This window comes from Acinetobacter sp. PFS20 (assembly GCF_052261015.1).
In the GTDB taxonomy this organism is placed as follows: domain Bacteria; phylum Pseudomonadota; class Gammaproteobacteria; order Pseudomonadales; family Moraxellaceae; genus Acinetobacter.
In genome coordinates this window covers 1,616,550-1,639,308 of the sequence record NZ_JBPVZE010000001.1, presented here as the reverse complement: position 1 = coordinate 1,639,308, position 22,759 = coordinate 1,616,550, and the positions used below count along the sequence as shown (strand labels likewise).

Genomic DNA, 22,759 nt, shown 5'->3' with positions numbered 1-22,759 from the left:
TGCTGTCCTAGGCCTGATTCATCAGAATCACAGCACCAGTCACTAACAAGTTGACCAACGCCAATGGCAAACAAATTTTCCAACCAAAGTTCATGACTTGGTCATAACGTGGACGCATTAAAGAACCACGAGCCAAAACAAACATCATTACAAAGAATGCTGTTTTAATCACAAACCAGAATACTGGCGGAACAAATGGAATTTCTAAATTGAATGGTGCTAACCAACCACCAAAGAATAAAGTTACGATCAATGCAGAAATAAGTACCACGTTGACATATTCAGCAACGAAGAACATACCCCATTTCATACCACCATATTCAACATGGTAACCTTCAGCCAATTCTTGTTCTGCTTCTGGTTGGTCAAATGGATGACGGTGAGTTACCGCAACACCAGCAACCACAAAAATCAAGAAACCTAAGAATTGTGGAATAACGAACCAAACATCGCGTTGTGCTTCAACAATTTCACGAAGGTTAAATGAGCCTGCAATTGCAACCACACCCATCAATGAGATACCCAAGAACACTTCATAAGAAATGGTTTGAGCAGCCGAACGTAAACCACCAAGCAATGAGTATTTGTTATTTGAAGCCCAGCCACCAAACAATACTGCATAGACTGCAATACCAGCCATTGCCATGAAGAACAACAAACCGATACTCATGTCGGCAACACCCAGTGAAGGACTCACCGGGATTACCATGAACGAAAGCACCGCAGTTGCCATCGCAACAGCTGGTGCTAAACGGAATGTAAGTTTGTCAGCAAATTTTGGTGTCCAGTCTTCTTTGAACATGATCTTAAGCATGTCGGCAACGATCTGGAACATACCACCAGGACCAACACGGTTTGGACCATAACGGTCTTGCCACCAAGCAAGTAAACGACGTTCAATGAAAGACATCAACGCTGCAACTAAAACAACCACAAGCAAAATCACAACTGCTTGAACTACAGCGTAGGCGATTGGCCAGTTCTCAGCCCAAAGTGGCGTTTGACGTATAATTTCTTGATTCATGAATTACACTCCTAAAGCCACTGAAACAGGCTCAGCTAGTGACACCATTGGTGCTAAACCAACTGGGTAACCAATATAACCTGTAGGTAAATATTCAATTACTTGTACAGGCAAGCTCACACTGGTTTCGCCTGCTTTTACAGTAATGCGTTGACCTTCTTGAAGGTTCAAACGAGTTGCATCTTGTTCGCCCACTGCAAACATAGCTTCTGGAATACGAGTTTCCATTGCAGGTGTTTTAATAGTGAATTCACCAGAACCAAAAATATGATGCATTGGTACTAAGCGGAAACTTTCAGGGTTTGCAACTACCGCTACTGGAGCAACATAGCTACGTGCAGGACGTTTTGCCAAGCGATCGAATAAACGAACACCTGAATCACCACCTTTTAAGTGTCCACCCACTTCATCTTGGTATTTGTTCCAAGATTGTGGAGAGTTCCAGCCCGGAGCCCACGCAAATGGTACTAATGATGATGCTTTTTGCGGACCAACATAACCTTCCATTGAGAATGTTAATGCTGAATCTGGATCGGTAGGCTGTTTCGGTTCATGAACCGATAACGGCGCACGCATTGCTGTACGGCCTGAATAACGACGTGGTTCACGCGCAATTTTCAAACCATGTACACGGTAACCAGCATCAGGTGCCACATCTTGAATTGCTTCAAGTACTGGTACATTTTTCACGATGCTTTCAATCACATCATCAAGCAATGTCCAATCTACAGCTTTACCTTTAATGCCAGTTTCAATGGCATGTAACCAGCGCCATGATTCTTTAATTGCATATTCAGGCTTGTAGTAACTTGGATCGTAAACTTGATAGAAGCGCTGTGCACGACCTTCTTGGCTTACAACAGTACCGTCACCTTCTGCAAAGCTTGCTGCTGAAAGAACGATATCAGCCTGTTTCACTGTTTCAGTTTCACTGTGATCAAGCACGATTACTGTTTCAGCTTTATCTAGTGCAGCTTTTACTTGAGCAGCAGGTAAACGACGGAACAAGTCATTTTCAACAATAACAAGTGTGTCGTAGTCTTGAGCAAATGCTTGTTCAAGGCTTAAGCCACCAAACAATGCCAAGCCCATAGAGTTCACTTCAGGAACCACAAGACTTAAACCAGCTTTAGAACCTAAGTTCTGAGTCAACTCAGCCGCAGCTTCCATAATAGAAGCATCTTGCAAACTTGTGCCCGCAATGATTAATGGTTTGTTTGCTGTTTTTAAAGTGTCAGCAATAGTTTGAGCGAATGCTTTTGCATCGTCATCTAAACCAGTTAATACATCACCTTTCACAGCTGCTGCTACGGCAAAGCCTAAACGTGCAATATCATTTGGAGAAGCAACAACTTCACCAGTTGCAACGTCGGCAAGACGAGTTTGAGTTGCAGCCAAGATATAGATTGGAGATTTTGCTTCTTGACCAATACGTTGTACAGGTTCAGCCAACCAATCTGGAGTACGTGTTTTCGCAGCCATTTCGCGAGCTTTGTTTTTCGCAGCCTGGCGAACAGACAATGCCATACGTGGAGCAGTTTGAGTCAGGTCTTCACCTAAAATCAGAACAGCATCGTAGCTTTCAATTTCACGCATGTTCGGGTTGTAAATACCCTCGGTTTGCATGATAGATGCAGCAAGTTCAACAAGTTTTTGCTCTTTTTGTGCAACACCAGTTGAGTAATTTGCCTGACCTACAAGCTCACGTAGTGCGTAGTTCGATTCCAAGCTTGCGCGTGGAGAACCAATACCCAAGACTTTTTTGCCTTGAAGCTTTGCAATCGTTTGGTCTAAAGCTTGATCAACAGAAACAGTTGCAACAGTTTCACCGTTACGGAACTGAGGCTGACGTGGACGGTCTGCACGGTTTACATAACCTGTGCCAAAACGACCTTTATCACAAAGGAAGTATTGGTTAACCGAACCATTAAAACGGTTTTCTACGCGACGGATTTCACCATAACGTTCACCCGGAGAAATGTTACAACCAGAAGAGCAGCCTTGACACACGCTTGGTGCATACTGCATGTCCCATTTACGGTTATAACGCTCTGAATGAGTCTTATCAGTGAATACACCTGTTGGACATACTTCAGTCAAGTTACCAGAGAATTCAGACTCTAAAGTACCTGATTCTGGGCGACCAAAGTAAACACGAGATGCATTGGCATACACACCAAAGTCTGTACCGCCCGCATAATCTTTGTAGTAACGAACACAACGGTAACAAGCAATACAGCGATTCATTTCATGTGCAATGAATGAGCCGAGTTCTTGGTTGTAATGCGTACGTTTTGTGAAGCGGTAACGACGACGGTCATGACCCGTCATTACAGTCATATCTTGTAAGTGACAGTGACCACCCTCTTCACAGACTGGACAGTCGTGTGGGTGATTCGTCATCAAAAATTCAACAATAGATGCACGGAAATCCGTTGCTTCTTTGTCTTCAATTGAGATATAGGTATTGTCAGATGCTGGTGTCATGCAAGACATGACCAAACGACCACGCGTATCTTCTGGATTCGCATATTGCGTAACAGCACATTGACGGCAAGAACCAACCGAACCTAAGGATGGATGCCAACAAAAATATGGGATGTCGATGCCCAGACTCAAACATGCTTGTAGCAAGTTTTCCGAGCCGTTGACTTCATACGATTTTCCATCGACATGAATTGTAGCCATAGTCGAATTCCTTAAGCTTGTTCTACGTTGCTGGTTTGCACGACAGGACGAGTCGTCACTTTCGCTTCAAACTCACCACGGAAATGTTTGAGTGCGCCCATAAGCGGCTCCATCGCACCTGGTGCGTGGGCACAGAAAGTTTTACCGATCCATAATTTACGAGTCAATTCTTGTAAATGGTCGATATCTTCTTTCTTACCTTCGCCTGCTTCAAGTGCTTTAAGCGCTTTAACAGCCCATGGCAAACCATCACGACATGGTGTACAGAAACCACATGATTCACGCGCAAAGAACTCTTCTAAGTTACGAGTAAGCGATACCATGCACTGGGTTTCATCTACAACCATCAATAAACATGTTCCCAAACGAGAACCTGCTTTCATAATCGTGTCTGCATCCATTGGTAAATCAATGGTATCTGCTGGTAAAAAGTCAGTTGAAGCACCGCCTGGTAACCATGCTTTAAGCTTTAAGCCTTCTCGCATACCACCAGCATGATCTTCAATCACTTCACGCGCAGTTGTACCAAATGGTAATTCCCAAAGACCTGGGAATTTCACTTTACCTGACGCACCATAAATTTTAGTGCCTGGGTCTTTTGATTTACCTGCTGATAAACCGATATACCACTCTGGACCACGAAGCATAATTGCTGGCAAGTTGTTATAAGTTTCAACGTTGTTCACAATTGTTGGACGGCCCCATGCTCCTGCAACTTGCGGGAACGGTGGCTTAGTACGAGGGTTAGCACGACGTCCTTCAAGCGAGTTAATCAATGCAGTTTCTTCACCACAGATATAACGCCCTGCACCCGTATGCACATGCAGATCAAAATTCCAGCCAGAACCTAAGATGTTTTCGCCTAAATAACCTTTAGCACGAATCTGTTCTAACGCTTCATTTAGATATTGAGCAGCCTCGATGTATTCACCACGGATAAAGATATAACCTTGAGTTGCTTCTAAGGTATAACCCGCAATTAACATCCCTTCGATCAATTGATGTGGAAGTTTTTCCATCAACAAACGGTCTTTAAAGGTACCCGGTTCCATTTCATCGGCATTACAGATCAAGTAACGTGGACCACCATCATTTGGTGCCATTAATGACCATTTAATACCCGCTGGGAAACCCGCACCACCACGACCTTTTACGGTTGCAGCTTTAATCACGTCTAACACTTCAGCAGGTTTCATGCCTAATGCTTTTTTAAAGCCGGCATAGCCTTCAAGTGCTTCGTAATCATCAGCACCACGAACTTCGTCACGTTTACTTAAACGCCAAGTTAATGGATGAGTTTCTGGATTACCGTCGCCATAAATTGGTTTTGGTTCAGTATTCATACATACTTCTCCAATAACTGTTTGACTGATGTCACTTCAACTAAACCGTGAGTATCTTCATCAATCATTAAAGTTGGGCCTTTGTCGCAGTTGCCTAGGCAGCAAATTGGAAGCAGCGTAAAACGACCATCTGGCGTCGTTTGACCATACTGAATTCCTAATTCGCGCTGGAATGCTTCAGCAAGTGTTTCTGCACCCATCAAGAAGCAAGCAATTGAGTCACAAAGCAAAATCACGTGACGACCTACCGGATGGCGATAGATACGATTGTAAAATGTTGCAACGCCTTCCAAATCAGCAACGCTCATCGACAACAACTGTGCAATAGCATTCATCTGAGCGTCATCTACCCAACCATTACGGCGCTGTACACACTTCAATGCATCCAAAGAGGCTGCACGAGGGTATGGATAGTGACCAATGTGATGTTCGATATCGTGAATTTCGTCCGCAGTCAAAATTCCTTCAACATTCACACGTGGTTTTTTATCAGTCAAAATCATCATTATGTGTTACCTCTTAGCGATCCACGTCAGCCATAACCACGTCAATGGTCGCCAGATAAATGATTAAGTCAGATACCAAACTTCCGTTAATCACTGAAGGCATTTGCTGTAAGTGAGTAAACGTCGGTGTACGAATACGAGTACGATAACTCATCGTCGCTTTATCTGAAGTCAAGTAATAAGTACTTGCGCCTTTAACCACTTCAGTCATAAATGATGACTCGCCCGCTGGCATGACAGGACCCCATGAAACGCTCAAGAAGTGCGTAATCAAGGTTTCAATATCTTGTAATGTCTTATCTTTCGGTGGTGGAACAGCCAATGGATGATCCGCTTTATATGGACCAGAAGGCATGTTATCCAAACACTGTTGAATAATTTTTAACGACTCAGTAATTTCACGGAAGTGAACGAGTACACGTGCATATGCATCGCCTTCATACTCAACTGGCACATCAAAATCGAAGTTTTCATAGCCACTGTATGGACGATATTTACGAACGTCAAAATCAATACCTGTCGCACGCAAACCAGTACCAGTTACACCCCATGCGAGTGCAGATTTGGCATCGTATTGTGCCACGTTACGCGTACGACCAATAAACACAGAGTTTTTTAATGCTGCTGTGTAGTATTCGTTTAAGCGCTTAGGCATCCACTCTAGCAATTCTTTAACAAGCTTTTGCCAGTTGTTTGGAAGGTCATGTGCTGTACCACCAATACGGAACCATGCTGGATGCATACGGTAACCCGTGATTGCTTCAACAATGTCGTAAACTTTTTGACGGTCTGCGAACATATAGAATACTGGCGTCATACCACCGGCATCCTGAATTGCCGTACCACAGAACAATAAGTGGTTATTGATACGGAACAATTCGTTCAACATGACACGAATCACTTGCGCACGTTCAGGAACTTTAATACCGGCCATTTGCTCTACAGCCATTACATACGGCATGTTTTGAGCACAACCACCTAAGTAGTCGACACGGTCAGTATAAGGAATGAAAGAATGCCATGTTTGACGTTCAGCCATCTTTTCCACACCACGGTGGTGATAACCAATATCAGGAACACAGTCCTTCACTTCTTCGCCATCTAACTGCAATACAACACGGAACGCACCATGTGCAGATGGATGGTTAGGACCCAAGTTCAAGAACATGAAGTCTTCGTCAGCGTTACCACGCTTAAGACCCCAGTCTTCTGGCACAAAACGTAAGTGCTCTTGTTCAAAGTCTTGTTTCGCTTTGTCTTGCATGTACGGCGTATATTCTGTCGCACGTGCTGAATATTCTTTACGAAGCGGATGACCTTCCCAGTACGTTGGCAACAAGATACGACGGAGCATTGGATGCCCTTCGAAATTGATACCAAACATATCGTAAGCTTCACGTTCATACCAGTTGGCATTTGGCCAGATATTGGTCGCTGTCGGAAGGTTAAGATCATTTTCGTTCAAGGCAACCTTGATACGAATGTCACTATTACGCTCAAGCGATAATAAATGATAGAACACAGTGAAGTCAGATGCTGGCAAACCATCACGATGAACACGTAAACGCTCATCCATCGCAGATAAGTCAAACAGCATTACATATGGACGTTCCACTTTACGTAGGAACATAAGGACTTCTTGCACGCGTGCGCGCTCAACCCAGACTGTTGGAAACTCTTCAAAAGTCGCCTGCACGTAAAAGTTCTCACCAAATTTGGTTTTGAGTTCTTCTACGATTGCAAATGCTGGGCGTGAATCAACTGGTGTTGACTCTGGCATAGCAATGTCAGTTTCAGCCATTGGCTTGGCTTCCTATTTAATACAAATTCTGTCAATTTTCTCGATGAACATATCGGTTAGATATGTCAAAGCACCGTCAAAAAATTATTTAATCTCATCCATAGAGCGTAAGTTTTTAACGGCAATACGCTGCGCATTCTTACGGTCACGTTCTGGCATCATCTTTGGCTTATACACTGGCTGAAGATCATCACCGATCACGGCAGAAAGCGGGCGTCGCTCTAATTGAATCTGGTCTTGTAAAAGCATTAAAGCTTGAATTAATGCTTCAGGACGAGGCGGACAACCTGGGACGTACACGTCAACAGGAATAATTTTGTCTACACCTTGAACTACTGAATAGATGTCGTACATACCTCCAGAGTTTGCACAAGCACCCATCGAGATGACCCATTTAGGCTCTAACATCTGTTCATACAGACGCTGAATAACTGGTGCCATTTTTACGAAACAGGTTCCTGCAACAATCATCAAGTCAGCTTGACGAGGTGAAGCACGGATAACCTCTGCGCCGAAACGTGACAAGTCATGCACACCTGTTAAGGTCGTTGCATATTCAACGTAACAACAAGAAGTACCAAAGTTAAATGGCCACAAGGAGTTTTTACGCCCCCAGTTTACTGCTGTATGCAAGACATCCTCTAAACGAGTCATGAATACGTTTTTATTCACTTCCTCTTCTAGTGGATCTGTCACGATTTGACGTTCTTGCAATGGGTATTGATCAGCATCCGGATTCGCGCGGGTCAGAGTATATTTCATCCCGACTTACTCCTTTTCAGATGACAATGCAGGTGTAGTTTTTGACTTAACACGACCTGATGATTGAGCTGGAATCTGGCCTGTAGGGTCAGTTACGAGCTCTTCAATAGAGTTAAAGCGTGTAATTTCAGCAATGTTCATTGTTGGCGAACCGATTTTAATCGCCTCACCTGCTGATTTACGGCGATCTGCTGGTGACCAACTTAAAGCACCTACAGAGAAGGCATAAACAAGCGCAATCAATAAATCAACGACAAAGATCACGACAGTGGTATATCCCAACCACCCTACTTCACGCACAGAAGTAGACCATGCATAGAGGTAAAGTGCCTCTAAGTCGAAGACAACAAAGAAAATTGCAACTAAATAGAACTTTGCAGACAGGCGAATGCGAGCGCCACCAGCACTCACGACACCCGATTCAAACTGCTCTTGCTTAGCACGCCCCCACGATTTCCCCCCGAGGAGTAAGGGAACTGTGAGCATAAAGACGCAAAGAAATGTAACGCCGATCACGAAGGCGATAATCGCCCAGTCGTATGGAGTAATGGCACTCATGCGGGGATAACTCCTGGCAGGCCTATTATTTAACAAAGAATGTATGTATTGGCCTTCAAATACACCAAACACAAAATTAATCCCGCCAATTGTACCTGATTTCTAATTTCGCATGCTAGTTGAAGCGTCTTAGTCTTTCGGATGATTTTCTAAACAAAACTATTCTTCTATGGGTTGTAAGGGGGGTTTCACCGCACATAATCGGTTTATTTAATAGTTTTTTTGTTTATGATGATTTTTTTCATTTTTTAATTTTAGAATATTTACACAGTTCATCGACTATTAAGTTTTAATAACTTACTTTTTTATAATATTAGTTTGTTTTTTATTGTATTCAGCTTCTCCTCTGAATTATGATGAATGTTTAGTCATGCATAATATTTTATTACTCTTGGATAAGAGTATTTATCATTAAGGGCAGCTGATGCCATACTCACTTCGTGAATTTTCATTTTTCTCCTCTTTAAAAATTTTTCTCCTGTTTAGCTTCATTATTGCAGTATGTTGTTTTATTGGCATTGCATCTCGTCCTTTAAGCTTTCTCGCGTTCTTCTGGCCCGCTAACTCGGTTTTGCTTGGTTTACTTATTCGTTTTCCAAGCACACGGCGATTAAGCTCATTTGTAGGTGCTTATAGCGGCTATGTCATCGCTGATCTATTTCAGGGTACTCCATTTGCTCTTACACTCGTTTTAACAACGTCAAATTTTCTTTATGTTGTTACTACGTTCGCACTCTACATGTTTTTTAATCAGCATATTAAAGCGGCCTATCGAGGTTATTCTTACCTTTTTTTATTTGCTTTATGCGGAGTAGGAAGCGTAGCAGGTGGATTGTTTGCAGCAACTTTCGTGCCCATGTTTAATACTAAATTTATGCTGGGTGGTTTGTGGGATGAATTTGGCTACTGGTTCACTTCAGAATTGCAAAATGCTTTGCTTCTTTTACCGATCATATTGAACTTACCTCAATATAGTCAGGTAAAACATTATTTTTCAAGAAATCGTGGCTTACAAGCAACCGATCTTTTGCCTTTCGGGGCTGTCCTCATTTCTATTGCAGCCAGTTATTATGACTCTGGTCCCGGTTCGCTACTCTACCCAATTGCTGCACTGATTTGGTGTGCAATTCGCTACAAACCTATTATTGTTGCACTCATTACAAGTCTTACTAGTGCCTACATTATTTATCATGTTTCTGGACATTATCTTTTACTCTATCCAAATGACTATTTCAGCAATACGATTTCAATTCGTATTGGGTTAATCATGATGACGATTGCCCCTCTTACGGTTTCTAGTATTAGCGTTTTACACTCAGAATTAATTCAAAAGCTTCAACACGCGATTGCGCATGATGAGCTAACCTCAAGTCTCACTCGACGCCAATTTTTGCAGTCGGTCAGACTACTTCAAGAAAAAGTGTATAAAGAAAATAAAACCTCAGCCTTTTTCATGCTTGATGTAGACCATTTCAAACAAGTTAATGACAACTACGGTCATCAAATAGGTGATCGCGCCCTACAAACCTGTGTCACTACTATTCAAAATATTTTGCATCCTCATGATTTATTAGGACGATTTGGCGGTGAAGAATTTGCAATTTTCATTGCAGATACTACAAAAGAGAGTGCGTTTGACCTTGCAGAGCAAATACGAATTAAAATTAGTCAGCAACCGATTTATATTTATGGGAAATTACCAATTTTTATACAAGTCAGTATTGGTATAAGTTTATATTCCCCTTCATCACATAGAGCGATTGAAAATTTATTTAAAGAAGCAGATGACGCTTTATACCAAGCAAAACGCCAAGGGCGTAATCGGGTCTTTATATCTTTATAGGTTTTCATTTAATCATCTAGTGTAATGAATTTTATACAATAACCTGTGTTTTGCCATGTATGCTAATAACAGATAATAAGGAGAAAAATGCATGACTCTAGAATATACGCACAAACCAAACTACTACTTGTTTGCTCAGTTACTTGTGCGACATATAGAAAGCTATATTCACAAACATCCAGATGCGAACAATGCAATTTTTGACTTGCGAGATGTCTATGAAATATTTAGACAGGATTTTGCGTCAACGACAACAAACCTAGAAGGTATTTTGCATATTGCAGATGAATATAAAATAGAAACGCTTAATGGAGATCAACCTCTTATTCAAAAATACCAGATTGATGCAAAAAACAATTCATTACTGATCGACTTTAATTCCGATGCGTTGACCAGCTTAAGAAGCGGGAAACCTATTTTGGAACCAGATGCAACTCAATTATAAGTAATGCAATAAAAAAGCACCTTTATGAAGGTGCTTTTTTATTGGCTTTCAAAGGAGGTTGTTTAAAACGTTTCGCAGGCCATGTCATGATAAAGCGAGCTCCACCTAAGGTAGGACTTTCATCTACTTTAATCTCACCACCAAACCAGTAAGCAATACGACTTACAATAGACAATCCTAGGCCATATCCACCTGACGCACGCGTACGACTGTCATCTAAACGAGCAAAGGCTTCAAATACTCTTTGACGATCTTGCTCAGGAATTCCGGCACCATCATCTTCAACACAAACAAAGGCCATGCCATCACTGTGAACACCACCTGTAATACGAACTTTGTTATCACAATAACGAACGGCATTGCCCACCAAGTTTTGAACCACCCGATGTAAATAACGGCGCTCTGCATCCACTTTCAAATAAACAGGAGGAGCAACAAGTTCAATTTCTTTTTGCGTTTTTAAAGCTTCGGTTTCTACCGCAACCTGATCCAACACATCAAATAGCGCAATTTCAGCAAAATCTAATGAAGGTGTACCCTGCTCTAGCTTTGCATAAGTCATGATTTCATCAATTAAGGTATTGAGCGCTTCAATATCTTTATCAATCATATCGACCTGATGCATACGATGATTGTAATCGTCTTCCTCTGCCAACATCTCTGTACCAAAACGGATACGGGCAACTGGTGTTCTAAGCTCATGAGATACAGCTCTCATCAACTCACGCTGAGCCTCAATTAAACGCTGAATATGATCAGACATATTGTTATAACTTGACGCCAAGTTTGCCATTTCATCACTTCCCTCGATAGGAACACGCAATGACAAGTCTCCTGACTTCATACGGTTTAACGCATAACGTACTTGGCGAATTTTACGCTCTAACGGCAAGATAAGACCATAAACACCCAAACTCAATAAGAATAGGCTGAATAAGGTAATTCCAGCCGAAAGCTGTAAAGGCATCCAGTTAAACATTGGAACCGGTCCAAGAACCAGAACTTGTGCAGGATGATTTGGTATTGGAGATACGATTGAAATGGTTGTGCCGCGCATTGTTGCACTATCTTTGTACAACATGACACTTTGATCTTGGCGTAAACGACCAATTTGCTCAGAGTCTAGATTAATATCTTGAATATTGTAAATATTAATTGGATATGAAAAATGTTTTTGAATCTTGGCAAGATATTCTTGTTCTTGTCCCGGATAAAACATTAGATAATCAAGTACAAAAATAGGGAGAGCCTTCATTTGGCGCTCACTAATTTTGTCTACTTTTATCGATAAAAAGTGCTGAGGATCGTCACGTAAACCAATAATGATATACGCAATACTATTACTAGCATCGTAACGGACAACAGACTTTTGAGCTTCGATCCGTTTTTTCTCGGTACGAGATAACTCTACCTTGCTTGCATCAGTATAATAAATTGGAAGTTCCAATAAATCTGATGCATCTGAAACCCAGTCTATTTTCTGTTGCTTCCCCGGTTGTCGAGCGACCCCCTCACTAATGACATAAGAAATACCATCAGTTAAGGATTCACGGTATTCTTGAGCACGTTGATAATTGATAATTTGTACAAGCAAATAACCAAAAACCGCAACCAAAACAACAAGAATTACCAGTCCCGCATAGATTCGCAGGAATATACTGTGTTTAAACACTCGACCAACCTTATAGGAAGTTTATTCAGATCTTATAACCCATTGGTTTCTTTAACGAACAAGTAACCTTTACTGCGTACTGTTTTAATACGTTTTGGATTTTCAGGATCATCACCAATTTTTGGACGAATACGTGAAATACGGACATCGATTGAACGGTCCTGACCATCGTATTCAATACCGCGTAAACGTTCGAAGATATCTTCACGCGATAAGATACGGCCAGCATTTGATGCAAGCAACCATAATAGGTCATATTCTGCGCTAGTGAAATCAACAAGCTCACCATGCAGTGTTACAGAACGGCCGCCATTATCAATTACAAGGTCATCAAATTCGATACGCTGTGCAACTTCATCTTCTACAGTTTTATCTGTGCGACGTAATAGTGCACGAATACGCGCTAATAGCACACGTGGTTGAACTGGTTTAGCAACATAGTCATCAGCACCCATTTCAAGACCAAGTACCTGATCCATATCTTCTGTACGTGCAGTTAACATCAAAATCGGTTGATGATAATGTGGACGAACTTCACGGCAAACAGTTAAGCCATCGGCACCCGGCAACATGACATCCAAGACCACTAGATCTGGTTGTTCACTAATAATACGACGAATTGCACGGTTACCATCAGTTTCTACACCAACCTCTAAACCGTTGCGAATTAAATATTCTTGAGTTAATCGCGCTAAGCGCTCATCATCTTCAACGATCAGAATCTTTGGTAACTTTTCTTCTTGGCTCATATCATTGCCCCTATAAATCTCGTTTCAATGCATCTTAAAAATCTTGCAGATACATTCGTTTATCATTTGCAATATACACACGTTTACATTGTAAACAAGTAGGCGTTCACCAAACTGATACATGACAATCGTATTTTGTTGCATTTTATTAGCCTTTGAATTTTCACGTGTTTTTAACATTTATTTATTGTTATTAAATTTCATATTCTATTCATATTTCCAATGTATGAATATTAAACAAATTATTTCTCTGTTTAGTTTAAATTTATTTAAGTGTTTGTTTTTTGAGTTATCCACAAACTTATCTATAAGTGTTTTTTAACAGCTTTGCTATGCTATCTCCCATCAAATCATACAGATAAAAAATTACTAAAAAGTCAAGATTGATCTGCTATGAAAAATCCCGTATCTTGTGTTCAAAATAAACTTTAACTACTAAGTCTTGTGTTTATCCCTCAAACATCGTGGCATACTTTTTGCTCGGTTCAAACGGTCTATAAACATAACAAAAGTGACAATGGAGCTATGCTGGCATGAGCGTAATTACTTCGACTCCCGGTCAAATTCAGGTGATCAAACGCACTGGAGATGTTGCTGCATTTGATGCAGAGAAAATTTCTGTTGCGATTGGTAAAGCTTTTCTTGCTGTGGAAGGTCAACAGAGTTCGGATTCAAGCCGTATTCACGACCGTATTACCCAACTGACGGAAATGGTATTAAATACTTTCACTCGTCGTTTACCATCAGGCGGTACGATCCATATTGAAGAAATTCAAGATCAGGTTGAACTTGCTTTAATGCGTACCGGAGAACAGAAAGTTGCCCGCGCTTACGTGATTTACCGCGAACAACGTACTACTGCTCGTCAGCAAACAAACTCAAACCACCATCCTACGTTACAAGTGACCGATGCTAACGGTCAGCTTCAGCCACTTGATTTAAGTGCATTGCAAGCAACTGTAGCGAAAGCAGCTGAAGGTTTGGAAGGTATTGACGTTCAGGCTATTGTCGATGAAACCGTTAAAAACTTATATAACGGCGTAAAAGAGTCTGATATTGCCACTACAATGATGATGGCAACACGTACTCGTATTGAACAAGAACCAAACTATACTTACGTAACTGCACGTTTGCTTTCTAGTGAATTAGTGAGCACAGGTTTAGCATTCTTAGGCTTACCTACAGATACGCCTGAAAACAATGCACTCGAAGCCTTTTTGAAAAAAGGTGTAGAGCTTGACTTGCTTTCACCAGACTTACTTGATTTCGATTTAGAGAAACTGGCAGCAGCAATTCAGCCAGAACGCTCTAATCAGTTTACCTACTTAGGTTTACAGACTCTATTTGACCGTTACTTCATTCACTCAAACGGCGTTCGCTTCGAATTACCACAATTATTCTTTATGCGTGTGTCGATGGGTCTTGCGTTAAATGAGCAAGATAAAGAAGAACGTGCAATCGAGTTCTATAACTTATTGTCTAGCTTCGACTACATGGCGTCTACGCCTACCCTGTTTAACTCAGGTACGTTACGTCCCCAGCTTTCTAGTTGTTACTTAACAACTATTGGTGATGACCTTTACGACATTTATGGCGCAATGCGTGATAACGCTATGCTTTCTAAATGGGCTGGTGGTTTAGGAAATGACTGGACACCTGTACGTGCCTTGAACTCTTACATTAAGGGTACAAATGGTAAGTCTCAGGGTGTAGTTCCATTCCTAAAAGTTGCGAACGATACAGCTGTTGCCGTAAACCAAGGTGGTAAGCGTAAAGGTGCCGTGTGTGCATACTTAGAAACTTGGCACTTAGACATCGAAGAGTTTTTAGAACTTCGTAAAAACACTGGTGATGACCGTCGCCGTACACACGACATGAACACTGCGAACTGGGTTCCAGACTTGTTTATGCAACGTGTATTTGAAGATGGTGAATGGACACTATTTACCCCTTCTGAAACTCCAGACTTGCACGACTTAACTGGTGCTGAATTTGCTGAGCGTTATGCTTACTATGAGTCTGTAGCGAAAGAAACCAACATGCTACACAAGAAAGTACGTGCTAAAGACTTATGGCGCAAAATGCTTTCTATGTTGTTCGAAACTGGTCACCCATGGATTACGTTCAAAGATGTATGTAACTTACGTTCACCACAACAACATGTTGGTGTAGTTCACTCATCTAACTTATGTACTGAAATTACCTTGAATACAAATCAAGACGAAATCGCAGTATGTAACTTGGGCTCAATCAACCTTGTACAACACGTTCAAGGTGGTGTGTTAGACCGTGAAAAGTTAGCTCGTACAATTAAAACAGCAGTACGCATGCTCGATAACGTTATCGACATTAACTACTACGCTGTACCACAAGCGAAAAACTCGAACTTGAAACACCGCCCAGTGGGTATGGGTATCATGGGCTTCCAAGATGCTCTATATGAAATGAACATCGCTTACGGTTCAGACGCTGCTATTGATTTTGCTGATGAATCAATGGAAGTGATTAGCTACTACGCGATTGAAACTTCAAGCAACTTGGCTGTTGAACGTGGTTCTTACTCAACATTTAAAGGTTCATTGTGGGATCAAGGTATCCTTCCAATCGACTCTTTGGAAATTGTTGCGAAATCTCGTCCAGAACGCATGTTCGAAGTTGACCGTACTCAACGTTTAGACTGGGACACTTTACGTGCCAAAGTTCAAAAAGACGGTATGCGTAACTCAAACGTGATGGCGATTGCTCCTACTGCAACCATCTCTAACATTTGTGGTGTTTCTCAGTCTATTGAGCCAACATTCCAGAACTTATACGTGAAATCTAACTTGTCTGGTGAATTCACTGTTATTAACCCTTACCTCGTTCGTGCATTAAAAGATCGTGGTCTTTGGGACACAGTGATGGTTAATGACTTGAAACACTTCGAAGGTTCAGTACAAAAAATTGCTCGTATTCCTGAAGAATTAAAAGCAATCTTTGCTACTGCGTTTGAAGTAGATACACGTTGGATCGTTGATGCTGCATCACGTCGTCAAAAGTGGATTGATCAAGCTCAGTCTCTTAACCTTTACATCTCTGGTGCTAATGGTAAGAAACTTGACATCACTTACAAGATGGCATGGTTACGTGGTCTTAAGACGACTTATTACCTCCGAGCTTTAGGCGCAACTTCTGCTGAAAAATCTACAATCAACACAGGTGCTTTAAACGCAGTTAAACCTGCGACTGTTGAAGCAGCGGCAGTTGCTGCCCCTGTTGTAGAAGCGAAAAAACCAGAAGCTGTTGAAGAAGATGGTTTTACTCAAGCAGCTCCAGTTCCAATGGCTTGTTCAATCGACAACCCAGATTGTGAAGCTTGCCAATAACATTCAATAAAATTGCTCTTTTTCACTAAAGAGCAATTTTAAGAGGTAAAGATTATGCTTTTTCATCTCAGCCATAACTATATGCTTGGTGTTGGAGTTTTAATCTTTGCCTTTCTTTTCTTTTATATACCGCTGATTTACGCATTTTTCACAATACGTAAGCAACAGCGTAAGCAAAATAAGTTGTAGTGAGTAGAGACCAGAGGCCCAAAATTTGGTCATGCATCAATAAAACTTAATTTTGTTTACACATTAAAAGCGTATAGTAGGGACATCTTCGTTTAAGAGATGTCAAATATAGATATACACAACGAAGAGAGAACAAAAATGTCTATCCTTAGTTGGGACGATTTTGAAGATGATTCGCAAAAACCGGCTGCACCTGAACACAAGTCTGCGCCCATCCAACCGGAAAAAACGTCTGATTCGCAGAATGTATCTGCTGCGCAGTCATCATCGCAGAGCGTGGCAGCTCCACAATCCGCTGGAACCCATTCCGTGCGACCAACAGTTGCCTCCGATACGGTGGCTAGAGCCTCTGCAGCCTTAGAACACTTAGATGTTGCCCCTGGCCTTGAAGAGCTAGAAATGGGCGCGCAACGTGTTCAAGTTGACGACAAAGCAATGATTAACTGTCGTGCGGACTTGAACCAGCTTGTTCCATTTAAATATGAATGGGCTTGGCAGAAATATCTTGACGGGTGTGCAAACCACTGGATGCCGCAAGAAGTAAACATGAACCTAGACATCGCGCTTTGGAAGTCTGAAAACGGCTTAACTGAAGATGAGCGTACGATTGTTATGCGTTCTTTAGGTTTCTTCTCGACTGCGGACTCTTTGGTTGCAAACAACTTAGTATTGGCAATTTACCGCCACATTACTAACCCTGAATGCCGTCAGTACATTTTGCGTCAAGCATTTGAAGAAGCGATTCACACTCACGCTTACCAATACTGTATCGAATCTTTAGGTATGGATGAAGGCGAAGTCTTCAACATGTACCGTGAAGTTCCATCTGTTGCTCGTAAAGCAGCGTGGGGATTGAAATATACTCAATCTTTAACTGACCCTAATTTCCACACAGGCACACCTGAAAACGACCAACGTTTACTTCGTAACTTGATCGCGTTCTACTGTGTTCTTGAAGGGATCTTCTTCTATTGTGGCTTTACTCAAATTTTGAGTATGGGTCGTCGTAACAAGATGAACGGTGTTGCTGAGCAATTCCAATACATCTTGCGTGATGAGTCTATGCACTTGAACTTTGGTATCGACATGATTAACCAAATCAAGATTGAGAACCCTCACCTTTGGAGCGCTGAGTTCCAACAAGAAGTGGTTCAAATGATTGTTGAAGGCACAATGCTTGAAATCGAATATGCGCGTGACACTATGCCACGTGGTGTATTGGGCATGAACGCAAGCATGATGGAAGAATACTTGAAATTCATCTGTAACCGTCGTTTAGCGCAGCTTGGTTTACCAGAGCAATTTGCTGGTGTAACTAACCCATTTGCTTGGATGTCTGAGATGATGGACTTGCGTAAAGAGAAGAACTTCTTTGAAACTCGCGTAACTGACTACCAAACTGGTGGTGCGTTAAGCTGGTAAGTTTAAGCATCTGCTGAATAAAAAACCGCTATCTATAGCGGTTTTTTATTTAAGACATATTTCATTAAATTAGAAAAATAGCAGATAAAATAAATAACAAAATCAACAATATATAAATTTAAATTTATATTAATTTCAACTGGATAAAATAAGCATTTTTAATATTCAGACACTAACAACCACAAATCCAAAACATATTATAGACAATAAGAGCTGGAGCATTTACAGGATAAGTACCACTATCCAGCACCTTATATAACCTGCTCTTATATTTAATAGTTAATAATTTTTCCTTTCGGCTAACCACTAGACCAACTCTATAAATAAAATAAATAGAATCATTATTAGTTATTCGTCTATATACAAACTGTACAGAATCTTCTTTTTGAATTTTTGAATGATCAACTACAATAAAACCATTACATCTAGAGCACTTCCATTTCTCTAAATCAATACTCTTATCCATATTTAATTTTACCAGATCATAAAAATCAACTAAATAGATAACTTTTAATAAATTAAAATTATTTTATACAACACATACAACAATATGAATAAAAAATAAAAATATCAATATGAATTTAATTTTAAAATTAATTTTTAATTTAATATGCATTAAATTAAAAATTAAAACACAATTTAATACGTAACAAAAAATAAATCATTTCAATCTATTATTAGATTTAATATTACTCACAAAATTAATCATTGGATTTTTCAATTACTCTTTGTATTACAGTCCTTGAAACAGCAAGATCCTTAGCTAAAGAATATACAGTAAATCCTTTTTTAAATTTATTAATAACATCCTGTTTTTGAGAATCCGTTAATTTTTCAGGTCTACCTACCTTTTTAGATAATCTATGATTTTTTTGTGTAACTTGATTAGATATAAAAAGCTTTTCAAAAGCAATGCAAATTTCTATAAAATGGATAAAGTTATTTTTAATATCTTCTTTCAATTCAAAATTCGCATAATCCAATATAATTAATTTAATTTTCATTTTCTCAATTAAGATAACTGTAGATAATATTTCTTGAAAACTATTCCCAAGACAATCAATCCCTTTAACAATGAGAAAATCACCTTCTTCCAAGGAATAGTTAATTAGATTAAAAAAAATATTCCTTATAGCAATAGATTTATCTACTGCTACCAATTCAAAAATTACTCTATTGGGATGAACTTTATGATTAAAGCTTTCTAGTAAGGAAATAAAAGATTCTTTTTCTTTTCCTAGATCTTCAATATTTGAATTTGTTCGTATATATGCATAAATACGCATAGCTCCCCCCTATCCCTTAGAGCGAAGTGAAGTATGTCTACTAAAGTAAATTAAAAATATACTCTTAGTTCTTCACTTATTGATTGTTATATAATTAGTTTATTAATTTCATAGTTTTATAGTAGTGTAATAATTTTCATATTTCTACTATTTTAAAAGCTCAACCATCACAACAATTAAAAATATAATATTTTAAAACATTATATAAATAACAAATTAGTAGAAAAGTACTTTAATATTTAAATTTAGATCTTATAAAGTAATATAAGAATATTATAAATAGAGACAAAACGAAAAAATAAATGATATAAATTTAAAAATTAAGAAAATTTAAAATTATAACTTTTCATAAATCATTATACGAAGATGTTTTAAAACCTGCATTTTATTTTAATAAATTTAAACACAAAGTAAAAATAAAAAACACTTATTTATCATAAAGATATTGAAAAAAATAACATTACATCATTAGCCATATACTACTTTTTTATGTTATATATATTCAAATTAATCCAGTAAAAAAATAAAGCTAGATTTTAATATTAGATTAATATTAAATTTAGAAAGACTTAGTAACAAGGTAATTAAACATGAAAAAAAATACCCACAACAAACTCATAAAATTCTTAACTAATATAATAATGATAAAAAATCTGATGAACAGTGATGCTTTAACTATGCATTTAATTAATATGTTTTAAACACTGTATAGTACACTTTTGTGATTTAGTTCATGTTTTTTTTAAAAAAATAAGATGCTAAGATTTGTTTTGTTTTTGTTTAATTTTGGTGTTTTTAATATGCGTACATATGCCTATGTTAGAATAGAGCCTAATTTGCAATTTGAATTTTCTAGATATATCTCCTTTTTTAGTGAGTATGGTTATAAGATTCAAAAGAATAGATTAGTAGTAGAAGAAGTATCTGTTGATAAATCTATTATTTATAGAGATAAATTTCTTAACTTAATAAGTTATTCATTAGAAGAAGGCGATATTTTAGTGATAAAAAGCATGGATTGCTTGGGTAATAGTTTTGAAGAAATTTTAGGGATAGTTGATAAAATTGATCAAAAAAAAATCCGACTAATTTGCTTGGATTATTCTAAAAATGAAATTAATGGTGATTTGAAAATTTTCTTCCTCCATTTTCTCAAATTATCAGCCGAATTTGAGAAGTTGTTCAAGTCGGACAATAAGAGGTTGAAGGATCAAAAACCAACAAGAAAAGTTGGTCGGCCAGAAATATTAAATAATGAACAAAAAAATAGAGTAATTGAACTATTTAAGAAAGGTTATAGTGTCTATTCACTCGCTAAAGAATTTTCAGTTACAAGAACAGTAATTCAAAGGATTTTAAATAATGCAACGAAAGGTAATGCATTGTAATCATTAATTTTTTTAACTTTAGACTCTATTATATGCACATGGAATAATATAAAAAGGAAAGTAATGATTAATTTAGTTTTAATAAGTATTAGACTACCAAGTATACTTAATTCGAGATAATATTAAATTTCAAGCCCAGAAAAATATGTTCAACCCTTTGAAATTAAATAATATTTTACGATCTAAATTTAGAAATAGTTTATTATAAATTACTTTTTCCTATGATTTGTTAAAAGTAATTTTTAAACTTTCTATCATAATTATTTCCCTATAGAATAATTACTAAATAGAGGTGTGCTCAATAAGTACAAATAATACTTATTTTCAATATATTAAAAAAAAATATTTTATATATTTACTATTGATTATGTTATATTTACATCGTAGAGTTATTTTGCATAAATTTAAATGATCCAATTATCAAGAAAATCTTGACAATCAAAATCAATTTAAAACACTGACTTAACAATTCAACCATTTGAAATTTATAAATTTTAGCTTTAAAAAAGCGATTTTATGCTTTTAAAGCATTTGTTATGAAAATTTATTTATTTTAAAATATGATAAATATTTAATATGAATGATATTTTTTTGAATTTTTTAATAGGCTCAACAACAGGTAAGATTTATATTCCCACAGGAATTGGACCTTTTCCAACAATTATTATTTTTGATACAGGTTTAATGAAAAGTACAAAAACTTATGCTAACTTCTATGCAAAAAGAATGAAAGAAATAGGTTTTTCTGTTTTTATAGTAAAATTAAATAAAAAAGATGAAATAGGTACTATAATAGAGTTTATTTTAAGTCATAATGAAGTAAATATTAATAAGCTATATTTAATAAAAATTGAAAAAAACAAACTAATAGATTCCAATATAGAATTATATAAAGATTATTTTCAAGCTATCGCATCAATCAATTGCTTTAGTTTAAATAGCTAATGGATTTAAAGACAAGATCTTAAAATTATTTGAATAATTCATAAAAAAACTAAGCTACCTAAAGCTTAGTCTACTTTTTTATACTTAGTTATCAAAAACCATGGCTGACAGATGATTTAGAAACGTAAATTGAATTTTGTGGGTTCGCATCTTCTACCCAACACGATTTAGAGACATTAATCTTCTCACCACTTACTAAAGTAATCTTTGTTTGTTTCACATCGCTACTAACATCACTCGCTGCATAGTAATGATGTTTATCACAAATCACTGTTTTCTTATGATTACTTGCATATTGAGTAGCTTTATCTGTTGTAACTTCACCAGTACCTAAGCTAGGATGGCCTGATTTTTCTGCTATCAAATACAATTTATGACTAGCAATGGTATTAATAGAAGCTGGCGAATAAACTGATTGATGCCCATATGGCTGATTAACACATCCTATCAAGATTAGTGTCAATGTAAGTACGAGCTGAGTTAGAATTAAATTCTTCATTAATTTTAATCCTCATGTTAAATATTTAAATATCCATTTTCATAAAATCCCTCTTAAAATAAATTTTATAGAATTAGGATTATCAACAATAGATATATCAATAAAATAATTTTAAGTGAAATTTAATCTTACCCTTTTAAATTAGGATAAAAGAAATCAATATAATTCCAAGTTCTCTATTAATTAAGAAGAGTCCACCTCCTAAAAGGCGGTGGACTTAGTGAACATCACTCAAACCTGAAATACGAGGATAGTTATATAATTAATACCCTCA

18 protein-coding genes and 1 pseudogene are annotated in these 22,759 nt (G+C 38.1%); 7 read left to right on the top strand and 12 right to left on the bottom strand.

Translation table 11 applies throughout. The annotated features are described in order from the left end of the window. Positions 1-7 precede the first annotated feature (7 nt). The 7 genes from nuoH to ndhC form a co-directional block, all read right to left on the bottom strand. Positions 8-1,024 carry an NADH-quinone oxidoreductase subunit NuoH gene (gene nuoH, locus ACS125_RS07735; protein ID WP_004703499.1) on the bottom strand — a complete coding sequence of 339 codons (1,017 nt, stop codon included), beginning with the start codon at positions 1,022-1,024 and terminating at the stop codon, positions 8-10. Positions 1,025-1,027: 3 nt separating this feature from the next. Next, positions 1,028-3,712 carry an NADH-quinone oxidoreductase subunit NuoG gene (nuoG, locus tag ACS125_RS07730; protein WP_151964522.1) on the bottom strand — a complete coding sequence of 895 codons (2,685 nt, stop codon included), beginning with the start codon at positions 3,710-3,712 and terminating at the stop codon, positions 1,028-1,030. A gap of 11 nt (positions 3,713-3,723) precedes the next feature. Further along, positions 3,724-5,055 (bottom strand): NADH-quinone oxidoreductase subunit NuoF, encoded by a 1,332-nt coding sequence (nuoF, locus tag ACS125_RS07725; protein ID WP_151964521.1) that lies wholly within the window; start codon positions 5,053-5,055, stop codon positions 3,724-3,726. Then, positions 5,052-5,561, bottom strand: a complete 510-nt coding sequence (gene nuoE, locus ACS125_RS07720; protein ID WP_004794328.1) for an NADH-quinone oxidoreductase subunit NuoE — start codon at positions 5,559-5,561, stop codon at positions 5,052-5,054. The genes nuoF and nuoE overlap by 4 nt, the downstream gene beginning before the upstream one ends. A gap of 13 nt (positions 5,562-5,574) precedes the next feature. Then, complete coding sequence (gene nuoC / locus ACS125_RS07715) at positions 5,575-7,362, bottom strand: NADH-quinone oxidoreductase subunit C/D (protein WP_004794331.1); 1,788 nt, start codon at positions 7,360-7,362, stop codon at positions 5,575-5,577. A gap of 84 nt (positions 7,363-7,446) precedes the next feature. Beyond that, entirely contained in the window at positions 7,447-8,124 is a 678-nt protein-coding gene (locus ACS125_RS07710) for a NuoB/complex I 20 kDa subunit family protein (RefSeq protein ID WP_002050353.1), read from the bottom strand. 6 nt (positions 8,125-8,130) lie between these two features. Beyond that, positions 8,131-8,682, bottom strand: a complete 552-nt coding sequence (gene ndhC / locus ACS125_RS07705; RefSeq protein ID WP_003653481.1) for an NADH-quinone oxidoreductase subunit A — start codon at positions 8,680-8,682, stop codon at positions 8,131-8,133. Positions 8,683-9,106: 424 nt separating this feature from the next. On the opposite strand from ndhC, the gene ACS125_RS07700 reads away from it, so the two are divergent. Beyond that, the gene (locus tag ACS125_RS07700; RefSeq protein WP_174731262.1) at positions 9,107-10,525 is read left to right on the top strand and encodes a GGDEF domain-containing protein; all 1,419 of its coding nucleotides are present in this window, start codon (positions 9,107-9,109) and stop codon (positions 10,523-10,525) included. Positions 10,526-10,616: 91 nt separating this feature from the next. Further along, entirely contained in the window at positions 10,617-10,970 is a 354-nt protein-coding gene (locus ACS125_RS07695; RefSeq protein ID WP_002120022.1) for a hypothetical protein, read from the top strand. Between the two features lie 22 nt (positions 10,971-10,992). On the opposite strand, the gene bfmS is transcribed toward ACS125_RS07695, so the two are convergent. From bfmS to ACS125_RS07680, 3 genes and pseudogenes are all read right to left on the bottom strand, one after another. Further along, the gene (gene bfmS, locus ACS125_RS07690) at positions 10,993-12,642 is read right to left on the bottom strand and encodes a sensor histidine kinase BfmS (RefSeq protein ID WP_312821713.1); all 1,650 of its coding nucleotides are present in this window, start codon (positions 12,640-12,642) and stop codon (positions 10,993-10,995) included. 32 nt (positions 12,643-12,674) lie between these two features. After that, positions 12,675-13,391, bottom strand: coding sequence for a response regulator transcription factor BfmR (gene bfmR / locus ACS125_RS07685; RefSeq protein WP_003653488.1), 717 nt, complete (start codon positions 13,389-13,391; stop codon positions 12,675-12,677). Further along, positions 13,388-13,571 (bottom strand): annotated as a pseudogene (locus ACS125_RS07680) (hypothetical protein). Before ACS125_RS07680 ends, bfmR begins: the two are co-directional and overlap by 4 nt. Positions 13,572-13,924: 353 nt before the next feature. On the opposite strand from ACS125_RS07680, the gene ACS125_RS07675 reads away from it, so the two are divergent. From ACS125_RS07675 to ACS125_RS07665, 3 genes are all read left to right on the top strand, one after another. Further along, the gene (locus tag ACS125_RS07675; RefSeq protein WP_004794340.1) at positions 13,925-16,756 is read left to right on the top strand and encodes a ribonucleoside-diphosphate reductase subunit alpha; all 2,832 of its coding nucleotides are present in this window, start codon (positions 13,925-13,927) and stop codon (positions 16,754-16,756) included. A gap of 54 nt (positions 16,757-16,810) precedes the next feature. Beyond that, complete coding sequence (locus tag ACS125_RS07670) at positions 16,811-16,945, top strand: preprotein translocase subunit YajC (RefSeq protein WP_081399196.1); 135 nt, start codon at positions 16,811-16,813, stop codon at positions 16,943-16,945. A 138-nt stretch (positions 16,946-17,083) separates the two neighbouring features. Then, positions 17,084-18,367 carry a ribonucleotide-diphosphate reductase subunit beta gene (locus ACS125_RS07665; RefSeq protein ID WP_174731256.1) on the top strand — a complete coding sequence of 428 codons (1,284 nt, stop codon included), beginning with the start codon at positions 17,084-17,086 and terminating at the stop codon, positions 18,365-18,367. A 701-nt stretch (positions 18,368-19,068) separates the two neighbouring features. On the opposite strand, the gene ACS125_RS07660 is transcribed toward ACS125_RS07665, so the two are convergent. After that, on the bottom strand, positions 19,069-19,653 hold the full coding sequence (locus ACS125_RS07660) for a recombinase family protein (protein ID WP_004794350.1): 585 nt from the start codon (positions 19,651-19,653) through the stop codon (positions 19,069-19,071). Positions 19,654-20,453: 800 nt separating this feature from the next. On the opposite strand from ACS125_RS07660, the gene ACS125_RS07655 reads away from it, so the two are divergent. Both ACS125_RS07655 and ACS125_RS07650 read left to right on the top strand, forming a co-directional pair. Further along, positions 20,454-21,041 carry a recombinase family protein gene (locus ACS125_RS07655; RefSeq protein ID WP_034596371.1) on the top strand — a complete coding sequence of 196 codons (588 nt, stop codon included), beginning with the start codon at positions 20,454-20,456 and terminating at the stop codon, positions 21,039-21,041. A 576-nt stretch (positions 21,042-21,617) separates the two neighbouring features. Beyond that, positions 21,618-21,986, top strand: coding sequence for a hypothetical protein (locus ACS125_RS07650; protein WP_004794354.1), 369 nt, complete (start codon positions 21,618-21,620; stop codon positions 21,984-21,986). Between the two features lie 91 nt (positions 21,987-22,077). On the opposite strand, the gene ACS125_RS07645 is transcribed toward ACS125_RS07650, so the two are convergent. Continuing rightward, the gene (locus ACS125_RS07645) at positions 22,078-22,485 is read right to left on the bottom strand and encodes a hypothetical protein (RefSeq protein ID WP_004794355.1); all 408 of its coding nucleotides are present in this window, start codon (positions 22,483-22,485) and stop codon (positions 22,078-22,080) included. Positions 22,486-22,759 lie beyond the last annotated feature (274 nt).